This window comes from Humidisolicoccus flavus (assembly GCF_045689595.1).
GTDB classification, from domain to species: domain Bacteria; phylum Actinomycetota; class Actinomycetes; order Actinomycetales; family Microbacteriaceae; genus Humidisolicoccus; species Humidisolicoccus flavus.
Map to the genome: position 1 here is coordinate 1,403,886 of NZ_CP142724.1, position 16,597 is coordinate 1,420,482.

General features: G+C 62.8%; 18 protein-coding genes. 9 read left to right on the forward strand and 9 right to left on the reverse strand.

The annotated features are described in order from the left end of the window. Positions 1-46: 46 nt before the first annotated feature. Both U2H20_RS06705 and U2H20_RS06710 read right to left on the reverse strand, forming a co-directional pair. Positions 47-733 carry a response regulator gene (locus tag U2H20_RS06705; protein ID WP_430591520.1) on the reverse strand — a complete coding sequence of 229 codons (687 nt, stop codon included), beginning with the start codon at positions 731-733 and terminating at the stop codon, positions 47-49. Next, positions 730-2,397 (reverse strand): ATP-binding protein, encoded by a 1,668-nt coding sequence (locus tag U2H20_RS06710; protein ID WP_430591521.1) that lies wholly within the window; start codon positions 2,395-2,397, stop codon positions 730-732. The genes U2H20_RS06705 and U2H20_RS06710 overlap by 4 nt, the downstream gene beginning before the upstream one ends. Positions 2,398-2,560: 163 nt before the next feature. On the opposite strand from U2H20_RS06710, the gene U2H20_RS06715 reads away from it, so the two are divergent. From U2H20_RS06715 to U2H20_RS06740, 6 genes are all read left to right on the forward strand, one after another. Then, complete coding sequence (locus U2H20_RS06715; RefSeq protein WP_430591522.1) at positions 2,561-3,595, forward strand: Bug family tripartite tricarboxylate transporter substrate binding protein; 1,035 nt, start codon at positions 2,561-2,563, stop codon at positions 3,593-3,595. After that, entirely contained in the window at positions 3,592-4,149 is a 558-nt protein-coding gene (locus U2H20_RS06720; protein WP_430591523.1) for a tripartite tricarboxylate transporter TctB family protein, read from the forward strand. The genes U2H20_RS06715 and U2H20_RS06720 overlap by 4 nt, the downstream gene beginning before the upstream one ends. Further along, complete coding sequence (locus tag U2H20_RS06725; RefSeq protein ID WP_430591524.1) at positions 4,137-5,750, forward strand: tripartite tricarboxylate transporter permease; 1,614 nt, start codon at positions 4,137-4,139, stop codon at positions 5,748-5,750. Before U2H20_RS06720 ends, U2H20_RS06725 begins: the two co-directional genes overlap by 13 nt. 135 nt (positions 5,751-5,885) lie before the next feature. Next, positions 5,886-6,062, forward strand: coding sequence for a hypothetical protein (locus U2H20_RS06730; protein ID WP_430591525.1), 177 nt, complete (start codon positions 5,886-5,888; stop codon positions 6,060-6,062). A gap of 178 nt (positions 6,063-6,240) precedes the next feature. Next, a complete protein-coding gene (locus U2H20_RS06735; RefSeq protein WP_430591526.1) occupies positions 6,241-6,429 on the forward strand; it encodes a hypothetical protein in 189 nt (62 codons plus the stop codon). Further along, positions 6,426-7,061, forward strand: a complete 636-nt coding sequence (locus U2H20_RS06740) for a Fic/DOC family protein (RefSeq protein ID WP_430591527.1) — start codon at positions 6,426-6,428, stop codon at positions 7,059-7,061. Before U2H20_RS06735 ends, U2H20_RS06740 begins: the two co-directional genes overlap by 4 nt. 51 nt (positions 7,062-7,112) lie before the next feature. On the opposite strand, the gene U2H20_RS06745 is transcribed toward U2H20_RS06740, so the two are convergent. Continuing rightward, positions 7,113-7,520, reverse strand: coding sequence for a VOC family protein (locus U2H20_RS06745; protein WP_430591528.1), 408 nt, complete (start codon positions 7,518-7,520; stop codon positions 7,113-7,115). A gap of 106 nt (positions 7,521-7,626) precedes the next feature. Between U2H20_RS06745 and U2H20_RS06750 the strand changes: the two genes are divergently transcribed. After that, positions 7,627-8,037 (forward strand): DUF1801 domain-containing protein, encoded by a 411-nt coding sequence (locus U2H20_RS06750; protein ID WP_430591529.1) that lies wholly within the window; start codon positions 7,627-7,629, stop codon positions 8,035-8,037. On the opposite strand, the gene U2H20_RS06755 is transcribed toward U2H20_RS06750, so the two are convergent. From U2H20_RS06755 to U2H20_RS06765, 3 genes are read right to left on the reverse strand one after another with little or no spacing between them, the layout of a single operon-like run. Then, positions 8,009-10,408, reverse strand: a complete 2,400-nt coding sequence (locus U2H20_RS06755; protein ID WP_430591530.1) for an ATP-dependent helicase — start codon at positions 10,406-10,408, stop codon at positions 8,009-8,011. The two genes, U2H20_RS06750 and U2H20_RS06755, sit on opposite strands and share 29 nt — an antisense overlap. A 47-nt stretch (positions 10,409-10,455) precedes the next feature. Further along, a complete protein-coding gene (locus tag U2H20_RS06760; protein ID WP_430591531.1) occupies positions 10,456-10,947 on the reverse strand; it encodes a GNAT family N-acetyltransferase in 492 nt (163 codons plus the stop codon). Beyond that, on the reverse strand, positions 10,944-11,945 hold the full coding sequence (locus tag U2H20_RS06765) for a glycerophosphodiester phosphodiesterase family protein (protein ID WP_430591532.1): 1,002 nt from the start codon (positions 11,943-11,945) through the stop codon (positions 10,944-10,946). Before U2H20_RS06765 ends, U2H20_RS06760 begins: the two co-directional genes overlap by 4 nt. Positions 11,946-12,110: 165 nt before the next feature. On the opposite strand from U2H20_RS06765, the gene U2H20_RS06770 reads away from it, so the two are divergent. Together U2H20_RS06770 and U2H20_RS06775 are read left to right on the forward strand one after the other, a co-directional pair. Beyond that, positions 12,111-13,013, forward strand: a complete 903-nt coding sequence (locus U2H20_RS06770) for a Bax inhibitor-1/YccA family protein (protein ID WP_430591533.1) — start codon at positions 12,111-12,113, stop codon at positions 13,011-13,013. 160 nt (positions 13,014-13,173) lie between these two features. Beyond that, a complete protein-coding gene (locus U2H20_RS06775) occupies positions 13,174-13,968 on the forward strand; it encodes an ankyrin repeat domain-containing protein (RefSeq protein ID WP_430591534.1) in 795 nt (264 codons plus the stop codon). 75 nt (positions 13,969-14,043) lie between these two features. Here the strand turns inward: U2H20_RS06775 and U2H20_RS06780 are convergent, their stop codons facing one another. From U2H20_RS06780 to U2H20_RS06790, 3 genes are read right to left on the reverse strand one after another with little or no spacing between them, the layout of a single operon-like run. Continuing rightward, positions 14,044-14,778, reverse strand: a complete 735-nt coding sequence (locus U2H20_RS06780) for an SDR family oxidoreductase (RefSeq protein ID WP_430591535.1) — start codon at positions 14,776-14,778, stop codon at positions 14,044-14,046. A 4-nt stretch (positions 14,779-14,782) separates the two neighbouring features. After that, on the reverse strand, positions 14,783-15,646 hold the full coding sequence (locus U2H20_RS06785; protein ID WP_430591536.1) for a carbohydrate ABC transporter permease: 864 nt from the start codon (positions 15,644-15,646) through the stop codon (positions 14,783-14,785). Next, positions 15,643-16,581 carry a carbohydrate ABC transporter permease gene (locus tag U2H20_RS06790; protein WP_430591537.1) on the reverse strand — a complete coding sequence of 313 codons (939 nt, stop codon included), beginning with the start codon at positions 16,579-16,581 and terminating at the stop codon, positions 15,643-15,645. Before U2H20_RS06790 ends, U2H20_RS06785 begins: the two co-directional genes overlap by 4 nt. Positions 16,582-16,597: the final 16 nt, after the last annotated feature.

Here is a 16,597-nt window from a genome sequence, read left to right on the forward strand (position 1 = left end):
CTGATTCCCTCCCCGGATTTCAATTCCCGGCAACCATGGTGAGGCGCTACTGCCTTGCCGAGTACAGGTTTTCTGGCCTCCCCGCCACCCCGTACTTCGGAGCGACCTCGGCGCGACCGTCCTGCACGAGAAACTCGAGATAGCGGCGAGCACTCACCCGCGACATCCCGAGCGTTTCTGCGAGCAGCGCTGCGGAAACGGGCTCGTCCTGGGACGCAAGGGCACTCGCGACCCGATCGAGCGTCACGGTCGCAAGCCCTTTGGGAACGGGCCTGCGACGAGGAGTCGAAGAGGGCGAACCGAGCACCGCATCAACGGAGCCCTGATCGAGGCCGGATTCCGGCGAACGCGGACCGAGCGCGCGCGATTGCACGAATTCGTCGAGACGCTCACTGAGGTCGGCACGCTTGAACGGCTTCACCAGGTAGTGACGAACGCCGAGCAGACGAGCCCTGTGCACCGTGTCGAGGTCGCGGGCGGCCGTCACGGCGATGACTTCGGCGCGAGCTCCGGAAGCGCGAATCTGCTGGAGCAAAGTGATGCCGCTGTAGTCCGGGAGGTAGACGTCGAGGAGGACCAGGTCCGGCTGGAGCCGCGTGATGGTTTCCAGCGCGCTCGTTGCATCGTGGGCTTCTGCGAGCACCGTGAACGCTCCGTGCGCTTCAACGAACTGTGCGTTGATCCTGGCGACCGCGAAGTCGTCGTCGACGATCACGACTCGATACTGGCTCACGACTGCACCCCTCTGCTCTGCTGGTTCGCGCCGTCTGCTCCCGAGCCGCCTGCCCTCGATGCATCAGGAACCTGCGCCGGGTCTGATTGCCCGGGGAACAGGAGTCGGAATTGCGCTCCCCCGAGCGTCGATCGCTCGACCTCGATCCGCGTGCCGAGGCGTTTGGCCACTCGGTCGACGATCGTGAGCCCATAGCCGCGCTGCGAATCTGCTCCCGATGCCTTCGAACTCACGCCGAGGGCGAAGATCCGCTCACGGAGCTCGGGATCAACGCCCGGCCCGTCGTCGTCAACCTGCACGAAGACGGAGCCGTCGCTGTGCTCTTCCACGGTCAACTCGATGCTCCCGCCCGTGCCACAGGCTTCGATCGCGTTGTCGAGCAGATTGCCGATGACGGTGATGAGCTCGTCTCGCAGAGCCGCGGCGGCAGCCGAACCCGAGAGCACCGAACCCTCTGCGACCTCGATGGTGATGCCGAGTTCACGCGCGCGGGCGCGCTTTGCCAGGAGCAGTGCGGACACTTCGATGTCATCGATTCCAGGGTCTGCCTCCAACCCCGAGATCGGCCCGCCGTCGGTAACGCGTTCGATGAATTTGACCGCTGATTCGGGTTGGCCGAGTTCGAGCATGCCGCTGACGGTGTGGAGGGTGTTCGCGAACTCGTGCTGTTGCGCTCGAAGCCCCTGCGCGATGCTCTGCGCGCCTTCGAGGTCACGAAGCACCGCATCGAGTTCGGTCCGGTCACGAAGGATCACGACGCTTCCGAGTGCACGATCGTCGATGGCGACCCGGTCGATCTTCGCAAGCAGTACCCGCTCCCCCGCGAGCACGAGCTGCTGACTTCGATCGGAGCTGTCGAACAAAGCCACGAGCTGCTCATCGAACACCTCCGTGATCGATCGCCCGATCACCGCCTCCGGATCGTCGATGCCGAGCAATCCCGCAGCGGCGTCATTGAGAATCGAGAGCTTTCCGTCACCGTCAACGGCCACGAGCCCCTCACCGATCTGGTGCAGCATCGCGTCACGGGTTTCGAGCAGCGTGCGGATCTCCTCGGGTTCGAGTCCGTAAATTCTGCGTCGAATCGCCCGGGCTGCCCAGGCTGCTGCGACAACACCGACGACCGCCGCGATCGCGAGCGCCAGAAGCATTCCTGCGGCACTCGATGTGAAGTCTTCGTAGAGTTCGGTCTCCAGGATCCCGACCGAGACCTGGCCGATGAGCGCGCCGGAATCGTCGAAGACGGGCACCTTCACCCGCCATGATTCTCCGAGCGTCCCAGTCTGCGTGCCGACGAAGATCTCACCGAGGATCGCAGCGCTCGGATCGGTGGAGACGCGCTTTCCGATGAGTTCGGGGTTCGGGTGCGAGAACCGGATTCCATCGAGGTCGGTGACCACGACGTACGTCACGTCGGAAGCGTCGCGCACGACCTCGGCGATCGGCTGAATCAGGCTCGAAGGGTCGGGACTGTCATAGGCATCGATGATTGCAGGGAGGGTCGCGACCGACTGGGCGACCGCCACCATGCGGTCTTCGTAGGATTCGCGCAATTGCTGCTCTTGAAACCAGACGGCGACGACACCGGTACCCAGCACGAGGGCGAACACGATCACCATTTGCACGACTACGAGCTGCGTGCGGAGCGTCATCGCTGATCCCACATCCACAGTGTGCCCGAGATTTGTAGCGTTTCGAACACGCTGCAGATGACCAAAACGACCAAAACGTTTCTTACTTCCACAATCGCGAGGAAGCCCGGCGATCCCCTTACTCTTCCAATCAGATCGCGACCCGAGGACGAACTCGGGCGCTCAAGGAGGAGAAATGCGATCAATGCAGCGACGTTCCACGCGGACCAGGGCCCTTGCCACCGCCACACTTGCCGGTCTCACCGCCCTCACACTGGTTGCCTGCTCAACCGGCGAAACCGGCGGCGGTTCAAACAACTCCGGTGATGGCAGCCTCTCGGCAGTCAACATCATCGCCCCAGCAGACCCCGGCGGCGGCTGGGACCAGACCGCTCGCGCAGTAGCGCAGATCGCCCTCTCGTCAGACCTCGTGTCGACCGCCCCCGTGACCAACATCGGCGGCGCCGGCGGCACGGTCGGCCTCGCATCACTCGCGACCGAGCAGAACCCGCACACCCTCATGGTGACCGGTCTCGTCATGGTCGGCGCGGTCGAGACCAACCAGTCGGGCACTCGAATCGAAGACACGACTCCGATCGCGAAACTCACAGAGGAGTCGCTCGTCGTTGTCGTCCCAGAGGCCTCGCCGTACGAGACCATTGACGACCTCGTCGACGCGATCGTCGAAGAAGGCCCAGCGATTGCAGTGACCGGCGGCTCCGCTGGTGGCGCGGACCACATCCTCGCCGGAATGCTGCTCACCTCAGCCGGCGTCGACCCGAGCGAAGTCACCTCGACCCTCAACTACATCGCGAACTCCGGTGGCGGCGAGGCAGTGACCATGCTGCTCGGCAACAACGTCCAGGCCGGGATCTCCGGTGCCGGAGAGTTCATCGAGCAGATCAACGCGGGCTCGCTGCGAGCGCTTGCGGTCTCGGGTCCAGAACGCCTCGAAAGCCTGCCAGATGCTCCGACCCTCATCGAATCCGGCTATGACGTCGAACTGACGAACTGGCGCGGCGTGCTCGCACCCGGCAACATCTCGGAGGAGGACCGCCAGCTCCTCATCGACTTCGTCACGGAACTGCACGGCACAGAAGCTTGGCAAGAAGCCCTCACCACCAATGGCTGGGACGACGCCTTCATGCCCGGCGACGAGTTCGACACCTTCCTGACGGCGAACATCACCGAGGTGCAGGAGACTCTGCGCACTATCGGACTGACGGAATGACAACCGCACACGAGCAGGGGGTGGTCGCTGAATCTTCAGCGACCACCCCTCGCAAATTCCCGATCGGCGAGTACGTCTTCGCCTCCGTCGTCATCGTCCTCGCGATCGTCGTCCTCATCGGGGCTGGCATGATCCGCGTTCCAGCTGGTTCTTCGAACGTGCTCGGCGCTCGGGCGTTCCCTTACGGCGTCGGCATCCTGCTGCTGCTTGCAGGGATCGCGGTCTTCATCGGGATCCTGCGCGGCAAACTCGGCGACCCGGAAGGCGGCGAAGACATCGCCGCCGACGTCCCGACCTCGTGGTTCACGGTCATCAAGATCAGCGCCTGCTTTCTCTCGCTGATCGTGCTGATCCCGCTCGCAGGATGGCCCATCGCGGTGACGGTGCTGTTCGCCGGAGCCTCCCTCTCTCGGCGCGAAGAAATGGTGGCGTGCGATCCTGATCGGCCTCATCATCGGACTCCTCACGCAGTTCGGTTTCGCGCACCTCCTCGGCCTCTCGCTCCCCGCGGGGCCGCTACTCGGATGGATCCCGTTCCTCAATGGATAGCCTGACCAACCTGCTCGAGGGCTTCGCAACGGCGCTGCAGCCCATCTACCTGCTCTACGGCTTCCTCGGCGTGTTCGTCGGGACCGCCGTCGGAGTGCTTCCCGGCATCGGCCCGGCAATGACCGTGGCTTTGCTGCTCCCGCTCACCTACTCGCTCGATCCCACCGGTGCGCTCATCGTGTTCGCCGGGATCTACTACGGCGGAATGTACGGCGGATCAACGACCTCGATCCTGCTCAACACCCCTGGCGAATCCGCCTCCATCGTGACCGCGATGGAAGGAAACCGGATGGCGAAAGCCGGTCGTGGTGCAGCAGCGCTCGCAACCGCGGCAATCGGCTCCTTCGTCGCCGGCACGATCGCAACCGTCGGGCTCACGTTCTTCGCCCCGAGTATTGCCAAGGTCGCGGTGCAGCTCGGCCCGGCCGACTACTTCGCGCTCATCGTCGTCGCCTTCATGACCGTTGGTGCGCTACTCGGTTCAAGTGTCCCGCGAGGGCTCGTCTCCCTCGGATTCGGCCTCTTCCTCGGGCTCATCGGCACCGAAGTGCTCACCGGTCAACAGCGCTACACGCTCGGCCTCCCCAGCCTCGCTGACGGCATCGACGTCGTCATTATCGCCGTCGGGCTCTTCGCGATGGGTGAAGCGCTGTACGTGTCGGCGCGACTCAACCGCGGCGAGATCCCGATCATCCCGATCACCAAGGGATGGCGCAACTGGATGCGCAAAGACGACTGGCGTCGTTCCTGGAAGCCCTGGCTTCGCGGCACTGCGATCGGCTTCCCGATCGGAACCATCCCCGCGGGTGGCGCCGACGTCGCGACGTTCCTGTCGTATGCAACGGAGCGCAAACTCGCGAAGGGGCCAGTTAAACGCCAGTTCGGCAAGGGAGCGATCGAGGGTGTCGCAGGGCCGGAGGCAGCAAACAACGCCGCCGCCGCCGGAGTGCTCGTACCGCTTTTGACACTCGGACTCCCGACGACTGCGACCGCAGCGATCATGATCTCGGCCTTCCAGTCCTACGGAATTCGCCCCGGACCGCTGCTGTTCGAAAACCAGTCGGGTCTCGTGTGGGCGCTCATCGCGAGCCTCTACATCGGGAACACCGTGCTGTTGATTTTGAACCTGCCGCTCGTTGGCATGTGGGTGAAGATTCTGCAGATCCCGCGGCCGTACCTGTACGCCGGCATTCTCGTGTTCGCGGGCCTCGGTGCGTACGCACTGAACTTCACGGTCTTCGATATCGGTGTGCTGTTCTTGATCGGTGTCATCGGCTTCTTCATGCGACGGTACGGGTACCCCGTCTCACCCATGGTGATCGGCGGCATCCTCGGACCGATGGCGGAAGAACAGCTCCGGAAGGCGATGGCCATCAGCCAGGGCGATGTCACCTACCTCGTGCAGAGCCCGTTCACGATGGTCGCCTACGGTGCGCTCGCGCTGATCCTGATTCTCGGAATCTGGTTGAAGCGCCGGCGTGCTGCCTTCGAAGCCCAACCACTCGACACGACGACGATTCAGCTGAAGCAGATTGCTGATGAGACCGAAGCCGAGTTCGCGCACAAGCACGGCGACGAGCCGGAGCCTCCGAAGTCTGGGGTGTAACCCTCGCCGTTCGATGTACGCAGTGCGCCTCGCCAGTAGCTTCTGGCGGGGCGCACTGTTGTGAGGTGGTTCGGCAACTGTGCCGAGAGAGAACCTGCTTTCGCGGGCATTGCGGAGTCCGGCATCATTGAAGACATGCGTGACGAGATGAACGACCAGGTTGCAATCCCGCCAGAGCTCGATCCGGAGTACGACCGCTTCGACGACGGGCGCCCGGCGCGCACCATGTTCAATCGCTTCCGCCCAGTGTTCATCGTTGTCGCAGTGCTCGTGCTCGTCGCGTTCGTCCTGGTCGGATTCCGCATCTTCTAGGCCGCTAGCCGCCGATTATCGATCGCGAGTGACGGCGTTCAGCGAGCTCGAATTTGCTTGAGACACCAGGCGGAACGGCTCGCGCTTCTCCACAACAGCAGGTTCTCGCCTTTACCTCGTCAATCCCTGCCAACGACTGCACTGTCGCTACAGTTGAGATGCAGAAGGAGAGCACCTCATGAGTACGAAAATAGTTGCGAACCTGAAGGATCGTGAGCGCGCAATCAACGATGCTCGCCGATCAAGCGAACTTGAAGGCTCACGGAGCACGGATGAAACTCGCGCGGATCAGGACGCATACGTTCGTGGCGAGATCGACATTGAGCAACTCGGTCATCGGGTGCGCTCGCGATATGGGCTTGCTTGATCGACAGTCACCCATGGGAGTTCGGCACTGATGACGAACGATGGGATGCGTATCTCGTTGAACCCGGATCGCGGACTCTACGAAATAGGCTTGGCCTTCACGATGCCGCTGCTTTAGAAAAGGCAGAGAATGACCTGCTCGAGATCCGGCTTGCCGAATTGCGAGAGAATCCTTCTTTGATAAGGCGTTCCTTCGATCTCAATCACCTCCAAAGCCTTCATCGCTATCTCTTCCAGGACGTCTACGAGTGGGCTGGAGATTTGCGCAGCGTCGGCCTCGGAAGGGGTGATGGAGAGTCGTTTGCTCCGCCTCCTCTCATTTCGCGGGTCGTATGGTTTGCAACATCACGAATCGCCCAATCAGCAAATCTTCGAGACATACCTGATTCCGATCTTCCCCATCACCTGGCAGAACTCTACGACTACCTCAATTTTGCTCACCCCTTCCGTGAGGGCAACGGCAGAACTCAACGCGAGTTCTTTGCGCAGTTGCTTGCCGAAAGCGGACGCGGGATGTCTTGGAATCGGGTCGGGATGTCCGAGTTGCACTCCGCATGTCACATTGCGAGAAACCAATTCGACCTTGAGCCTCTGAAGGAAGTTCTCCGAAGTGCGCTCTTTATAGAGCGTTGATATCGAACGCCAAGTTTGCGATGGAGTCTTGAGCGCTCGCGGCGATTCTGGCTACAACCTCGAACCGAGCTCCCGATCGGCGACGATCTCAGCCTTGAAGCCAGCGGAGTTTTCGAGCCAGCCCGCGTAGTGCTCGGGTCCGCCCGCGTTGGGGTACCGCTCCTGGTAAAGCGGGGTCCATCCGTGTTCCGCGGCCGTCGCCATGATCGAGTCGACTGCCGTGGTCGAACCGCCATGGAACGCGAGGTGGTTCACGCCAGTGCGGCGACGGTCGTGTGGACCATCAGCACGATTCGGGGAGGTCGTGATCGTGAGGTACGCGCCTCCCGCCGCCCAGGATTGGCCGGTTGACCACTGTCCGAAGGACTCAAACCCGAGCCTTGCCATGAGCCACCCCCACTCGGCACTCGCCTCGGCAAGGTCTTCGACCCACAACTCGACGTGATGAAACCCTGCCATGCCTTCATGCTCGCACAGCCGCGCGATTGCGAGAGCGTCTCGACCCGCCGCTCCCTCGGAGCCGAACACTCTTCCCGAACTCGCCAAAACGGTGAACACTATCCGTATGGATGCCTCACCCGCCGAACGCTCCGCCTCCGAACACATCGACGCGCTCATTGCCGACCACCCGGATTGGCGCGGCGAAGCGCTACGTCATGCGCGCGCACTCATTCACGAAGTCGACGAGACGATTCTCGAAACCTGGAAATGGCGCGGGGCACCGGTTTGGGAGCATGAAGGCATCATCGTAGTCGGCAACATCTTCAAACAGAAGGTGAAACTCGGGTTCATGTACGGAGCTCTGTTGGATGATCCGAAGCAGATCTTCAACGGTGAGCTGGGCGGGAACCAGCGTCGCTCGGTCGAGCTCGCCGAGGGCGATGCGCTCGACGATGCCGCGTTCAGGGACCTCGTCCGCGCGGCGATCACTTACAACGTCGAGCGAGCTACAGCTTCTCGATCGGCGCGATCTTGATCAGAAGTCGCTTCTTGCCAGCCGTATCGAAATGCACTTCGGCAACCCGCTTCGCACCGGCACCCGTGACCGCGTTGACTTTGCCCTCACCGAAGTCTGCGTGACGGATTCTGTCGCCAGGTTCGAGTTCGAGTTCACCGTTGTCGCGGATCTTGGTGACCGTATTCGGAAACTCTTTCTTTGTCGTCGAAGGGCCGAGGCGATCGACTTCGTCGCGGCGATTGAACCCACCACCGCCATAGCCCTTGCGCTGCGCGTTCAAAGCGCGCGGCTGCGTTCCACCGCGAGAGTTCACATCGCCCGGTGACTGTCGCCACGCGATCAGCTCGTTCGGGATCTCCTGCAGGTACCTGCTCGGCATCGCCACATTGACTTCACCGAACTGCGCTCGAGTCATCGCGAGCGAGAGGTATAGACGCTTCCGAGCACGCGTGATGCCGACATAGAACAGTCGCCGTTCCTCTGCAGGCCCACCGGGTTCGCCGGCTGCAATGCGGTGTGGCAACAGGTCTTCTTCGACGCCGGTCAAGAACACGTTGTCGTATTCGAGACCCTTCGCCGTGTGGAGTGTCATGAGCGAGACGGAGCCGCGTGAGTCGTCGAGTTCGTCGGCGGCCGCAACGAGCGCAACGTCGGTCAGGAAGTCGACGAGCGTGCCCGTGGAGTTCGCCTTGCGGAACTCCTTCGCAACCGACACAAGTTCTTCGACGTTTTCGAGCCGTGCCGCGTCCTGCGGGTCGGGTGAACGACGCAGTTGCTCGATGTAACCGGAGCGGTTCAGGAGTTCGGTGAGGATCTCACCGGGATCAGCGTCTGGCTTCTCGCTCTGCGAGTCGAGCAGCGCCGCGAGGTCGCGGATCGCGCCGGTGACCTTTGGGCCGAGGCCCAGCTCGTCGACTCGACGCAGTGCGCTCCGCAGCGAGATCTCGTGCTCGTCAGCAAACGCTTGGAGCGCCGCCTCTGTCGCGGGACCGATTCCACGCTTGGGAACATTCATGATGCGGCGAAGACTCAAGGAGTCGTCCGGGTTCGCGGTCGTCACCAAATAGGCGAGCGAATCTTTGATCTCGGCGCGTTCGTAGAACTTCGTGCCGCCGATGACTTTGTAAGGAATCGCCGTGCGGATCAGGATCTCTTCGAGCGCACGAGTCTGGGAGTTCGTGCGATAGAAGATCGCGATGTCGTTGTAGTCGGCGTCCTTCGAGGAGAGTTCGACGATCTCGTCGGCCACGAACTGCGCCTCGTCGTGACCCGAATACCCGGTGTAGCCGACGATCTTGTCGCCGTCGCCGGAGTCGGTCCAGAGGTTCTTGTCGGGACGGTCGAAGTTGTTCTGAATCACCGCGTTCGCAGCCGAGAGGATGTTCTGCGTCGAACGGTAGTTCTGTTCGAGCTTGATGACCCGCGCACCCGGGAAGTCACGCTCGTACTCGACGATGTTCCTGATGTCGGCACCACGGAAGGCGTAGATCGACTGGTCGGAGTCACCCACGACCGTGAGGCTCGAGCCTTCGAGGTCGCCCCTGCGGAGATCGAGCGGAAGGTCACGTTCGTCGACGGGCCTGGTGAGTTCGCGAATCAGGGCGTACTGCGCGTGGTTGGTGTCCTGATACTCGTCAACGAGGATGTGCCGGAAACGTCGTCGGTAGAGCGCCGCGATCTGCGGGAACGCTCGGAACAGGAACACCGTTTGGCCGATGAGGTCATCGAAGTCGAAGGCGTTTGCACGGCGCAGTTCTGCGTCGTAGCGACGCCAGATCTCGACGAAGCGCTGCTCGGCCGGGTTCGACATCTGTGCGGTGCCGATATACGAGTCGACGTCGTGGAGTTCGTTCTTTGCCTTCGAGATCTTGCTCGCGACTCCGCCGGGCGTGAGGCCCTGCACGTCGTCGCCGTTCTCTTTGATGATGCGCTTCAGGAGCGCCTTCGAGTCGCCGGAGTCGTAGATCGTGAACGCTTGCTTGAAACCGAAATTCTCTGCCTCACGGCGCAGGATTCGAACGCAGGCCGAGTGGAAGGTGGAGATCCACATGCCCTTCGCGGTGTCGCCGATGAGCCGCTCGACCCGCTCGCGCATCTCTGCCGCGGCCTTGTTCGTGAACGTGATCGCGAGGATCTGGCTCGGCCAGGCTTCTCGGGTGCGAAGGAGACCCGCAATGCGATGCGTCAGAACTCTCGTCTTGCCACTGCCCGCGCCCGCGAGGATCAGCAGCGCTGGGCCCCGGTACGTGACCGCTTCTCGTTGTTGCGGGTTCAAGCCTGCAAGCAGGGGGTCTTCTTCAGCGAGATCACTGAGGGCGAGCTCGCCGGAGCCCTTGCCCGGGTTCGCTGGTGCAAAATCTGCCTCGTCGAAACCCCACAAATCGCTCATAGATCAATCATCCTAGGTGCGAGCACCGACAGGAAATTGGCCGGCGGTTATGCCGTGGCGAAACGCACGAACGCGCGGAACGGGGCGCCTTCGAAATCGCGGAGTTCCCGTAATCCCATCCGCTCATAGAAGGCACGTTGACCGGGCTCGTCATCAGTGAGGAGCAGGAGCTGGCGGACGTGGGCGAAGCGTTCGAGAATCTCGGCGAACAGCGCTGCCCCGACGCCGCTGCCCTGCTGCTCCGGACGAACCAGGATGTCCTGGACGTAGCAAATCGTAGCGGCGTCGCTCAAGACTCGCGCGAGCCCGAGGATCGAACCATCGCCGCCGCGGACCGTGAGCACGAGACTCGAACCTTCGAGCGCTGCCAACAGCACCTCCGGCGTCTTCGTGTAGGCGGCCCAGCCGACGGAGTCGTAAAGATCGAGGATCTCCGCGCGGTCGAAGGAGGTCTCGCTGCGAACGAGGTGTTCGCCCTGCACCGAGGCTCCCTGCCGCGGGGCAGCCTGCTCGGTTCCGTTCGACGCGGTCGTGCTCATGCCTTGACCCCTGCCGTTCCTGCTCGCTCTGCCGCATACCTGCCAAGATCTGGGTGATCGACGAAGATCCCGTCGATGCCCGCGCCGATGATGATGCCCCACTCGCGCATCCAGTCACCCCAGTCCGCTTTTGCGCCCGTGCCGCGATGTGGCTTCTCAAGGAAGCCGTTCTCGGGTCGGAGTGTCCAGGTGAAGGCGAGGAGTCCGGCAGCGTGCGCTCGGTCGATGAAATCGGTCGAGCGCGGGTACTGGGTGGTGGTATCGATCAGGATCTTCTTATCGACACTCACTCCGTCAACCCGTTCGGCGAGCGCGGTGAGTCCGGCGTCGCTGCACTGCTGCGCGTAGGTGGTGGCTTGCGATCCGTACTGGGCTCGGAGGTCTGCGGCGGCCCCCGTTCGCTCCATCAGATAGACGCGTTGCCCGCCGATGCCACGCTCCGAAAGCTGATGCAGGACGCGCTCCTCGAAGCTCTCGACCACCAGCTTCGCGTGATTCGCCCAGGACCGAGCATGCAAGCGCTCGGCGATGAGCTCGTCGAGCGGGATTCCGATGCTTGCAAAGTAATTGGCATGCTTCACCTCAGCGACCAGACCTGTCCCGCTGTCATCGAGCAGATCGAGCAGATCGTCGAGTCGCAGGATTCTTCCCTGACCATCGAAGCTCGCGCTGTGCTGACGCAGCTTCGGAAGGCGCTCACGGGTTCGGAGCGTCCGCAGCTCCTCCCAGGTGAAATCTTCGGTGAACCAACCAGTGATCGGAACTCCATCGACCAGCTTTTTTGTTCTGCGCGAGGCGAACTCCGAGCGTTCGGCAACGTCGGTCGTTCCGGAGATCTCGTTCTCGTGACGCAGGACCAGCACGCCGTCTCGTGTTGCCACGATGTCGGGCTCGATCGCATCGACACCGAGCCTGATCGCGAGACGATACGACTCTTCGCTGTGCTCCGGGCGGTATCCGCTCGCTCCACGGTGGCCGATGATGAGTGGGGTCGTCACGCGTTCCAGTATGCCGGTGCGCCCGAGTGCGGCGCGCTACGGGTGGACTCGAATCGACCGCCGTCACCATCGCGACGCCTCAGGCGAACACCCAGGCATCCACAGCAAAGTCATATGGATCGCCGGTAGTCTTGGGACAATCTTTCAATTCTCAGGAGCGAACACGTGAGCAATCCCGCATTCAGCACCAACCCTGCATTCTCTGAAAAGGCTCGTCGGAACGAGGCTCGCCAGGGTGCACAGCAGCAGTACGGTCAGCAACAGTATGGCCAGCAGCAGTACGGTCGGCCTCAGTACGGCCAGCAGGCTCCAGCAGGTGCGCCGCAGTACAACGCGCCAAATCCAGAGCAGCTCGGCGCAATGTACGACCGCCCTTCTGCGGGCTCGGTTGACACGAACCGTCTGAGCTACGACGGCGTCATCATGAAGACGCTCGCGACACTCGGTGTCTGCGCACTCATGTTCGTTGTCGGCCTCACCTTCCCGGTCGTTGCGATCCCAGCGGCAATCGTCGGATTCGTGCTCGCGCTCATCTTGATCTTCCGCAAGAAGCCCTCGGCTCCGCTGACCCTCGCGTACGGCGCGGCTCAGGGTCTTTTCGCCGGTGGTCTCAGCCACATGGTCGAGTACGGCATGGGCCTTCCTGGCATCATCTTCCAGGCGCTGCTCGCGACCGCCGCGGTATTCGCGGTCACGCTCTTCCTGTACTCGTTCCGCATCGTTCGCGTGACCCCGAAGTTCACGCGTTTCTTCATGATCGCGCTCGGTGGCTACGCGCTGTTCTCCCTCGTGAACTTCGTGCTCATGATCACGGGCGTCAACCAGGACCCATGGGGCCTGCGTTCGGCCGAGGTCTTCGGCATCCCGTTGGGTCTCCTGCTCGGTGGCCTCGCGGTCCTGCTCGGTGCCTACTCACTCATGATCGACTTCAACGGTGTCGAAGAGGGCGTCAAGCGCGGCGTTCCCGCAGCCTTCGGCTGGACCGCTGCATTCGGAATCACGATGACCGTCGTGTGGCTCTACGTTGAGATCCTCCGCATCATCGCGATCATTCGCGGCAGTAACTAGCCCATCGAACACTCTCCAAGATGCGGGTCGCCCAATCGGGCGGCCCGCATTTTTCGTCGCCGCGACGACTCGGGCGCATAGCGATTCCACACGCGGCGTGGTTACAGTCAGAGCGATACCCCGAACGAGTCACCCTAGGTGACCCTCGCAGAAAGACCTCATGCAGTTGTTTTCCCCACGTCGAGCTGCAGCCAGCCTTGCCATCATGGCGGGCCTCGCGGTCGCGCTCTCCGGCTGCGCTTCCACCTCGCCGACGCCAGTACCGACCGAGGACATCGTGACGACACCATCGAGCACTCCAACAGCTTCTGCAACGCCGACTCCGACCTCCCCTCCTCTGAGCGAGGAAGAACGCGCGGCGGCAACGACAGCGCTGCAGGCAGCGGTTGCCGCGGGTGATGTGACGGCCGCCAGCGCCGCCATCGCCGCGGGCGCTGATCTCGAAGCACAAGGAGAGCACGGGAGAACGCCACTCGTTGCAGCGACCAAAGCGAGAATGACCGAACTCGCGCTCCTGCTGCTCGAGGCGGGCGCAGACCCCAACGTGAAGGACGACATCCAGGATTCCGCGTTCCTGTACGCCGGGGCCGAGGGCTTCGACGAGATCCTGCAGGGAACACTCGAACACGGCGCCGACGTCACTTCGACCAACCGTTTCGGAGGCACCGCGCTCATTCCCGCGAGTGAGCACGGGCACATCTCAACCGTGCGCATCTTGATCGCCGCCGGCGTCCCGATCGACCACATGAACGATCTCGGCTGGACCGCGCTGCACGAGGCCGTGATCTCGAGCACCGGTGCGGAGCACTACCTCCAGACGGTGCGTGCGCTGCTGGAGGCGGGAGCTGATCCTGCTTTGCCAGAGGGCAGCGGGATCACCGCACGCGAACGCGCTGCTGCGAGCGGCAAGTACGACCTTGTCGCGATTCTCGACGAATACCTCGCGGCTCCATAAGGCTCTGGGTTCGAGCGAGCGCAGGCATGGCCAGCCGATCGAGGTGCTCGATCCCAACGAGGCGAATGCGGCCGCTCAGGCGTACGAAGTGTTCGAAGTCGGCGAGATCACCAGTTCATTGATGCACACGCGCGCGGGCAGATCCGCAATGTAGCGAACCGCGCTTCCGAGGTCTTCGGGTTGCAGCATGAGCGCCTGCGCCGCCTCCGAGGGCACGACCGGGCGCGTGTTCAGAATGTCGGTCTTCACTTCGCCGGGGCAGAGGTGCGTTGCCCGGATCCCGGAGAGCCGCTCACGCGCATTGATCGATTCTGCGAGCGCGCCGACGGCGGTCTTGCTCGCAGAGTAAGCGGGCCCGGCTCCTGGAGAGAACCGCCATCCTGCCCAAGACGAGATCAGAACGAGCAGACCGTCGCCCTGCTCTCGCATCCAGGGCAGCACGTGCAGCGCAGCTCGAGTCACACCGGTGAGGTTGACGTCGAGGACGTGCGCAAAATCGTCGCCAGTCGTGTCGTCCCAGAAACGGTTCGTGACGTTCGTGCCCGCCGAGTAGACCAGGATGTCGACTCCCCCGAACTGCTTCGTGATCGCCGCGTGCGCCTCGGCGAGTGAGTGCTCGTCGGTGACGTCCGCGGGCAGTGCGATTGCGGCACCACCCTTCGCGAAGACGCGTTTGACCGTCGCATCGAGCTCAGCGGTCCGGCGCCCGGAGACGACGACCCGGTAAGCGGGATCAGCGAAGGCCGCCGCGACGGCCTCGCCGATACCGGTACCGCCGCCGAGCACCCAGACGGTGCGCTTGCTCCGCATCTGCTTACCCCTTCGTTGCGCCGGCGGTGAGACCGCTGACGACGTAGCGCTGCGCGAGCAGAGCGATGATGATCACGGGCACCGTGATGACGACCGAGGCCGCCATGAGCCCGCCCCAGTCGACCGCCGCGTAGCTCGTGAAGTTCGAGATCGCGACCGGGAGCGTCCGGGTGTCTTGATTCGAGAGCACCAGCGCGAACAGGAAGTTGTTCCAACTGAAGATGAACGAGAGGATCGTCGCCGTCGCGATGCCGGGCACGGACAGCGGCAGCACGATCCGCACGAAGGCGCCGATCTTGCTGGAGCCGTCGACCTGCGCCGATTCTTCGAGCTCTTCTGGAACCCCCTCGAAGAAGCTCGCCATGATCGCCACGACCAGCGGCATCGTCACGAAGATATGCGTGAGGATCAGCACCGTGTACGTGCCGACGAGCTGCACCTGCGAGAAGAGGAAGTACCAGGGAACCAGCAGGCTGACGCCGGGGATCACACGAGCCAGCAGCACGAAGGCGGTTGCGTTCTTGATGCGGTAGCGAGCGATTCCGTATGCGGCGGGGAGCCCGAGGAACAGCGCGATGAGCGTTGAACCGGTGCCGACGATGAAACTGTTCAAGATGAACGGCCCGAACGCCTGCGCACCGAAGACGGTCTCAAAGTTCTTGAGCGTCGGCGTGAAGTTGAAAGTCCGGCTCGGGTCGATGATCTCGAGGTTCGATTTGAAGCTCGCCATCAGCATCCACAGCAGCGGAACGAGGAACGCGAGGACGACCAGCAGGATGCCGATGAATCGCGCGGCACCCTTCAGCCGTTGCGATGGGCGCTTCCGGTGAGGGACGAACTTGACCGGAGCGGTGTCGACGCGAGTCATACTCGGTCTCCTTTCTTGCGGAGAATCGCAAGGACTGCGAGCACGATGATGATGAGGCAGAAGAACAGCATCAGCAGGGCTGAGGCTCGTCCGTACTGCGAGTATTCGAAGGCTTCGCTGTAGGCCAGGATGTTGAGCGTTTCCGCTTCGTTGTTCGACCCACCGCCTCGGCCCTTCGTCGCGTAGATGATGTCGAAGGTCTTCAGGGCATCGATCGCGCGGATGATCGCGGCAGCAGCGATGACGGGCATCAGCAGCGGCAGCGTGATGTGCCAGAACCGCTGCCACGCGTTCGCACCATCGACTCGCGCGGCTTCGTCTGGCTCTTCCGGCAAGGCGGAGAGCCCGGCGAGGAGAATCAGGATCACCATCGGCGTCCACTGCCACACGTCGATGAAGATGAGCGTGTTCAGGGCCGTGTCCTTGTCGGAGAGCCAGCCCTGGGCGGGGAGCCCGAGCCAGTTCATGACAACGTTTGCGAATCCGATCGACGGCTCGAAGATCACGAGCCACATCATGCCGACGGCAACCGGGGTCGCCACGAGCGGCAGCAGGATGAACACCCGCACGAGTCCTTGGCCTCGGAACGTCTTCCGGAGCAGGAGCGCGATCGCGAGCCCGATGATGAGTTCGAGCGCGAGCGCCATTCCCGTGAAGTAGGCGGTGCGCCCGACCGCGGGCCAGAATCGGCGGGTGTCGGTGAGCCAGTGCACGTAGTTGTCGAACCCGAGGAACTCGAATGGTCGCGTGACTGAGCCACCGGCGTCAGTGAGCGACAGGAAGATTGTGTAGCCGATCGGGAACGCGATCAGCAGGGCGACGAATGCGACCGCTGGAGTGGTCAGGATCCATTTCAGGTTTGCATCGACCCAGTCGATGGGCTTTCGTCTGTGCGTGCGCTTCTGTGGCGCCCGCGCGATGGACTGCTCAGTCACAGCTGGCCTCTCGTCG

Coding starts and splice junctions, on each gene's coding strand:
- U2H20_RS06720 (WP_430591523.1), top strand. CDS start 3,592: ATGACAACCGCACACGAGCAGGGGGTGGTCGCTGAATCTTCAGCGACC.
- U2H20_RS06725 (WP_430591524.1), top strand. CDS start 4,137: ATGGATAGCCTGACCAACCTGCTCGAGGGCTTCGCAACGGCGCTGCAG.
- U2H20_RS06755 (WP_430591530.1), bottom strand. CDS start 10,408: ATGAGCGATTTGTGGGGTTTCGACGAGGCAGATTTTGCACCAGCGAAC.
- U2H20_RS06785 (WP_430591536.1), bottom strand. CDS start 15,646: ATGACTCGCGTCGACACCGCTCCGGTCAAGTTCGTCCCTCACCGGAAG.
- U2H20_RS06745 (WP_430591528.1), bottom strand. CDS start 7,520: ATGGCAGGGTTTCATCACGTCGAGTTGTGGGTCGAAGACCTTGCCGAG.
- U2H20_RS06735 (WP_430591526.1), top strand. CDS start 6,241: ATGAGTACGAAAATAGTTGCGAACCTGAAGGATCGTGAGCGCGCAATC.
- U2H20_RS06775 (WP_430591534.1), top strand. CDS start 13,174: ATGCAGTTGTTTTCCCCACGTCGAGCTGCAGCCAGCCTTGCCATCATG.
- U2H20_RS06715 (WP_430591522.1), top strand. CDS start 2,561: ATGCGATCAATGCAGCGACGTTCCACGCGGACCAGGGCCCTTGCCACC.
- U2H20_RS06760 (WP_430591531.1), bottom strand. CDS start 10,947: ATGAGCACGACCGCGTCGAACGGAACCGAGCAGGCTGCCCCGCGGCAG.
- U2H20_RS06730 (WP_430591525.1), top strand. CDS start 5,886: ATGCGTGACGAGATGAACGACCAGGTTGCAATCCCGCCAGAGCTCGAT.
- U2H20_RS06780 (WP_430591535.1), bottom strand. CDS start 14,778: ATGCGGAGCAAGCGCACCGTCTGGGTGCTCGGCGGCGGTACCGGTATC.
- U2H20_RS06750 (WP_430591529.1), top strand. CDS start 7,627: ATGGATGCCTCACCCGCCGAACGCTCCGCCTCCGAACACATCGACGCG.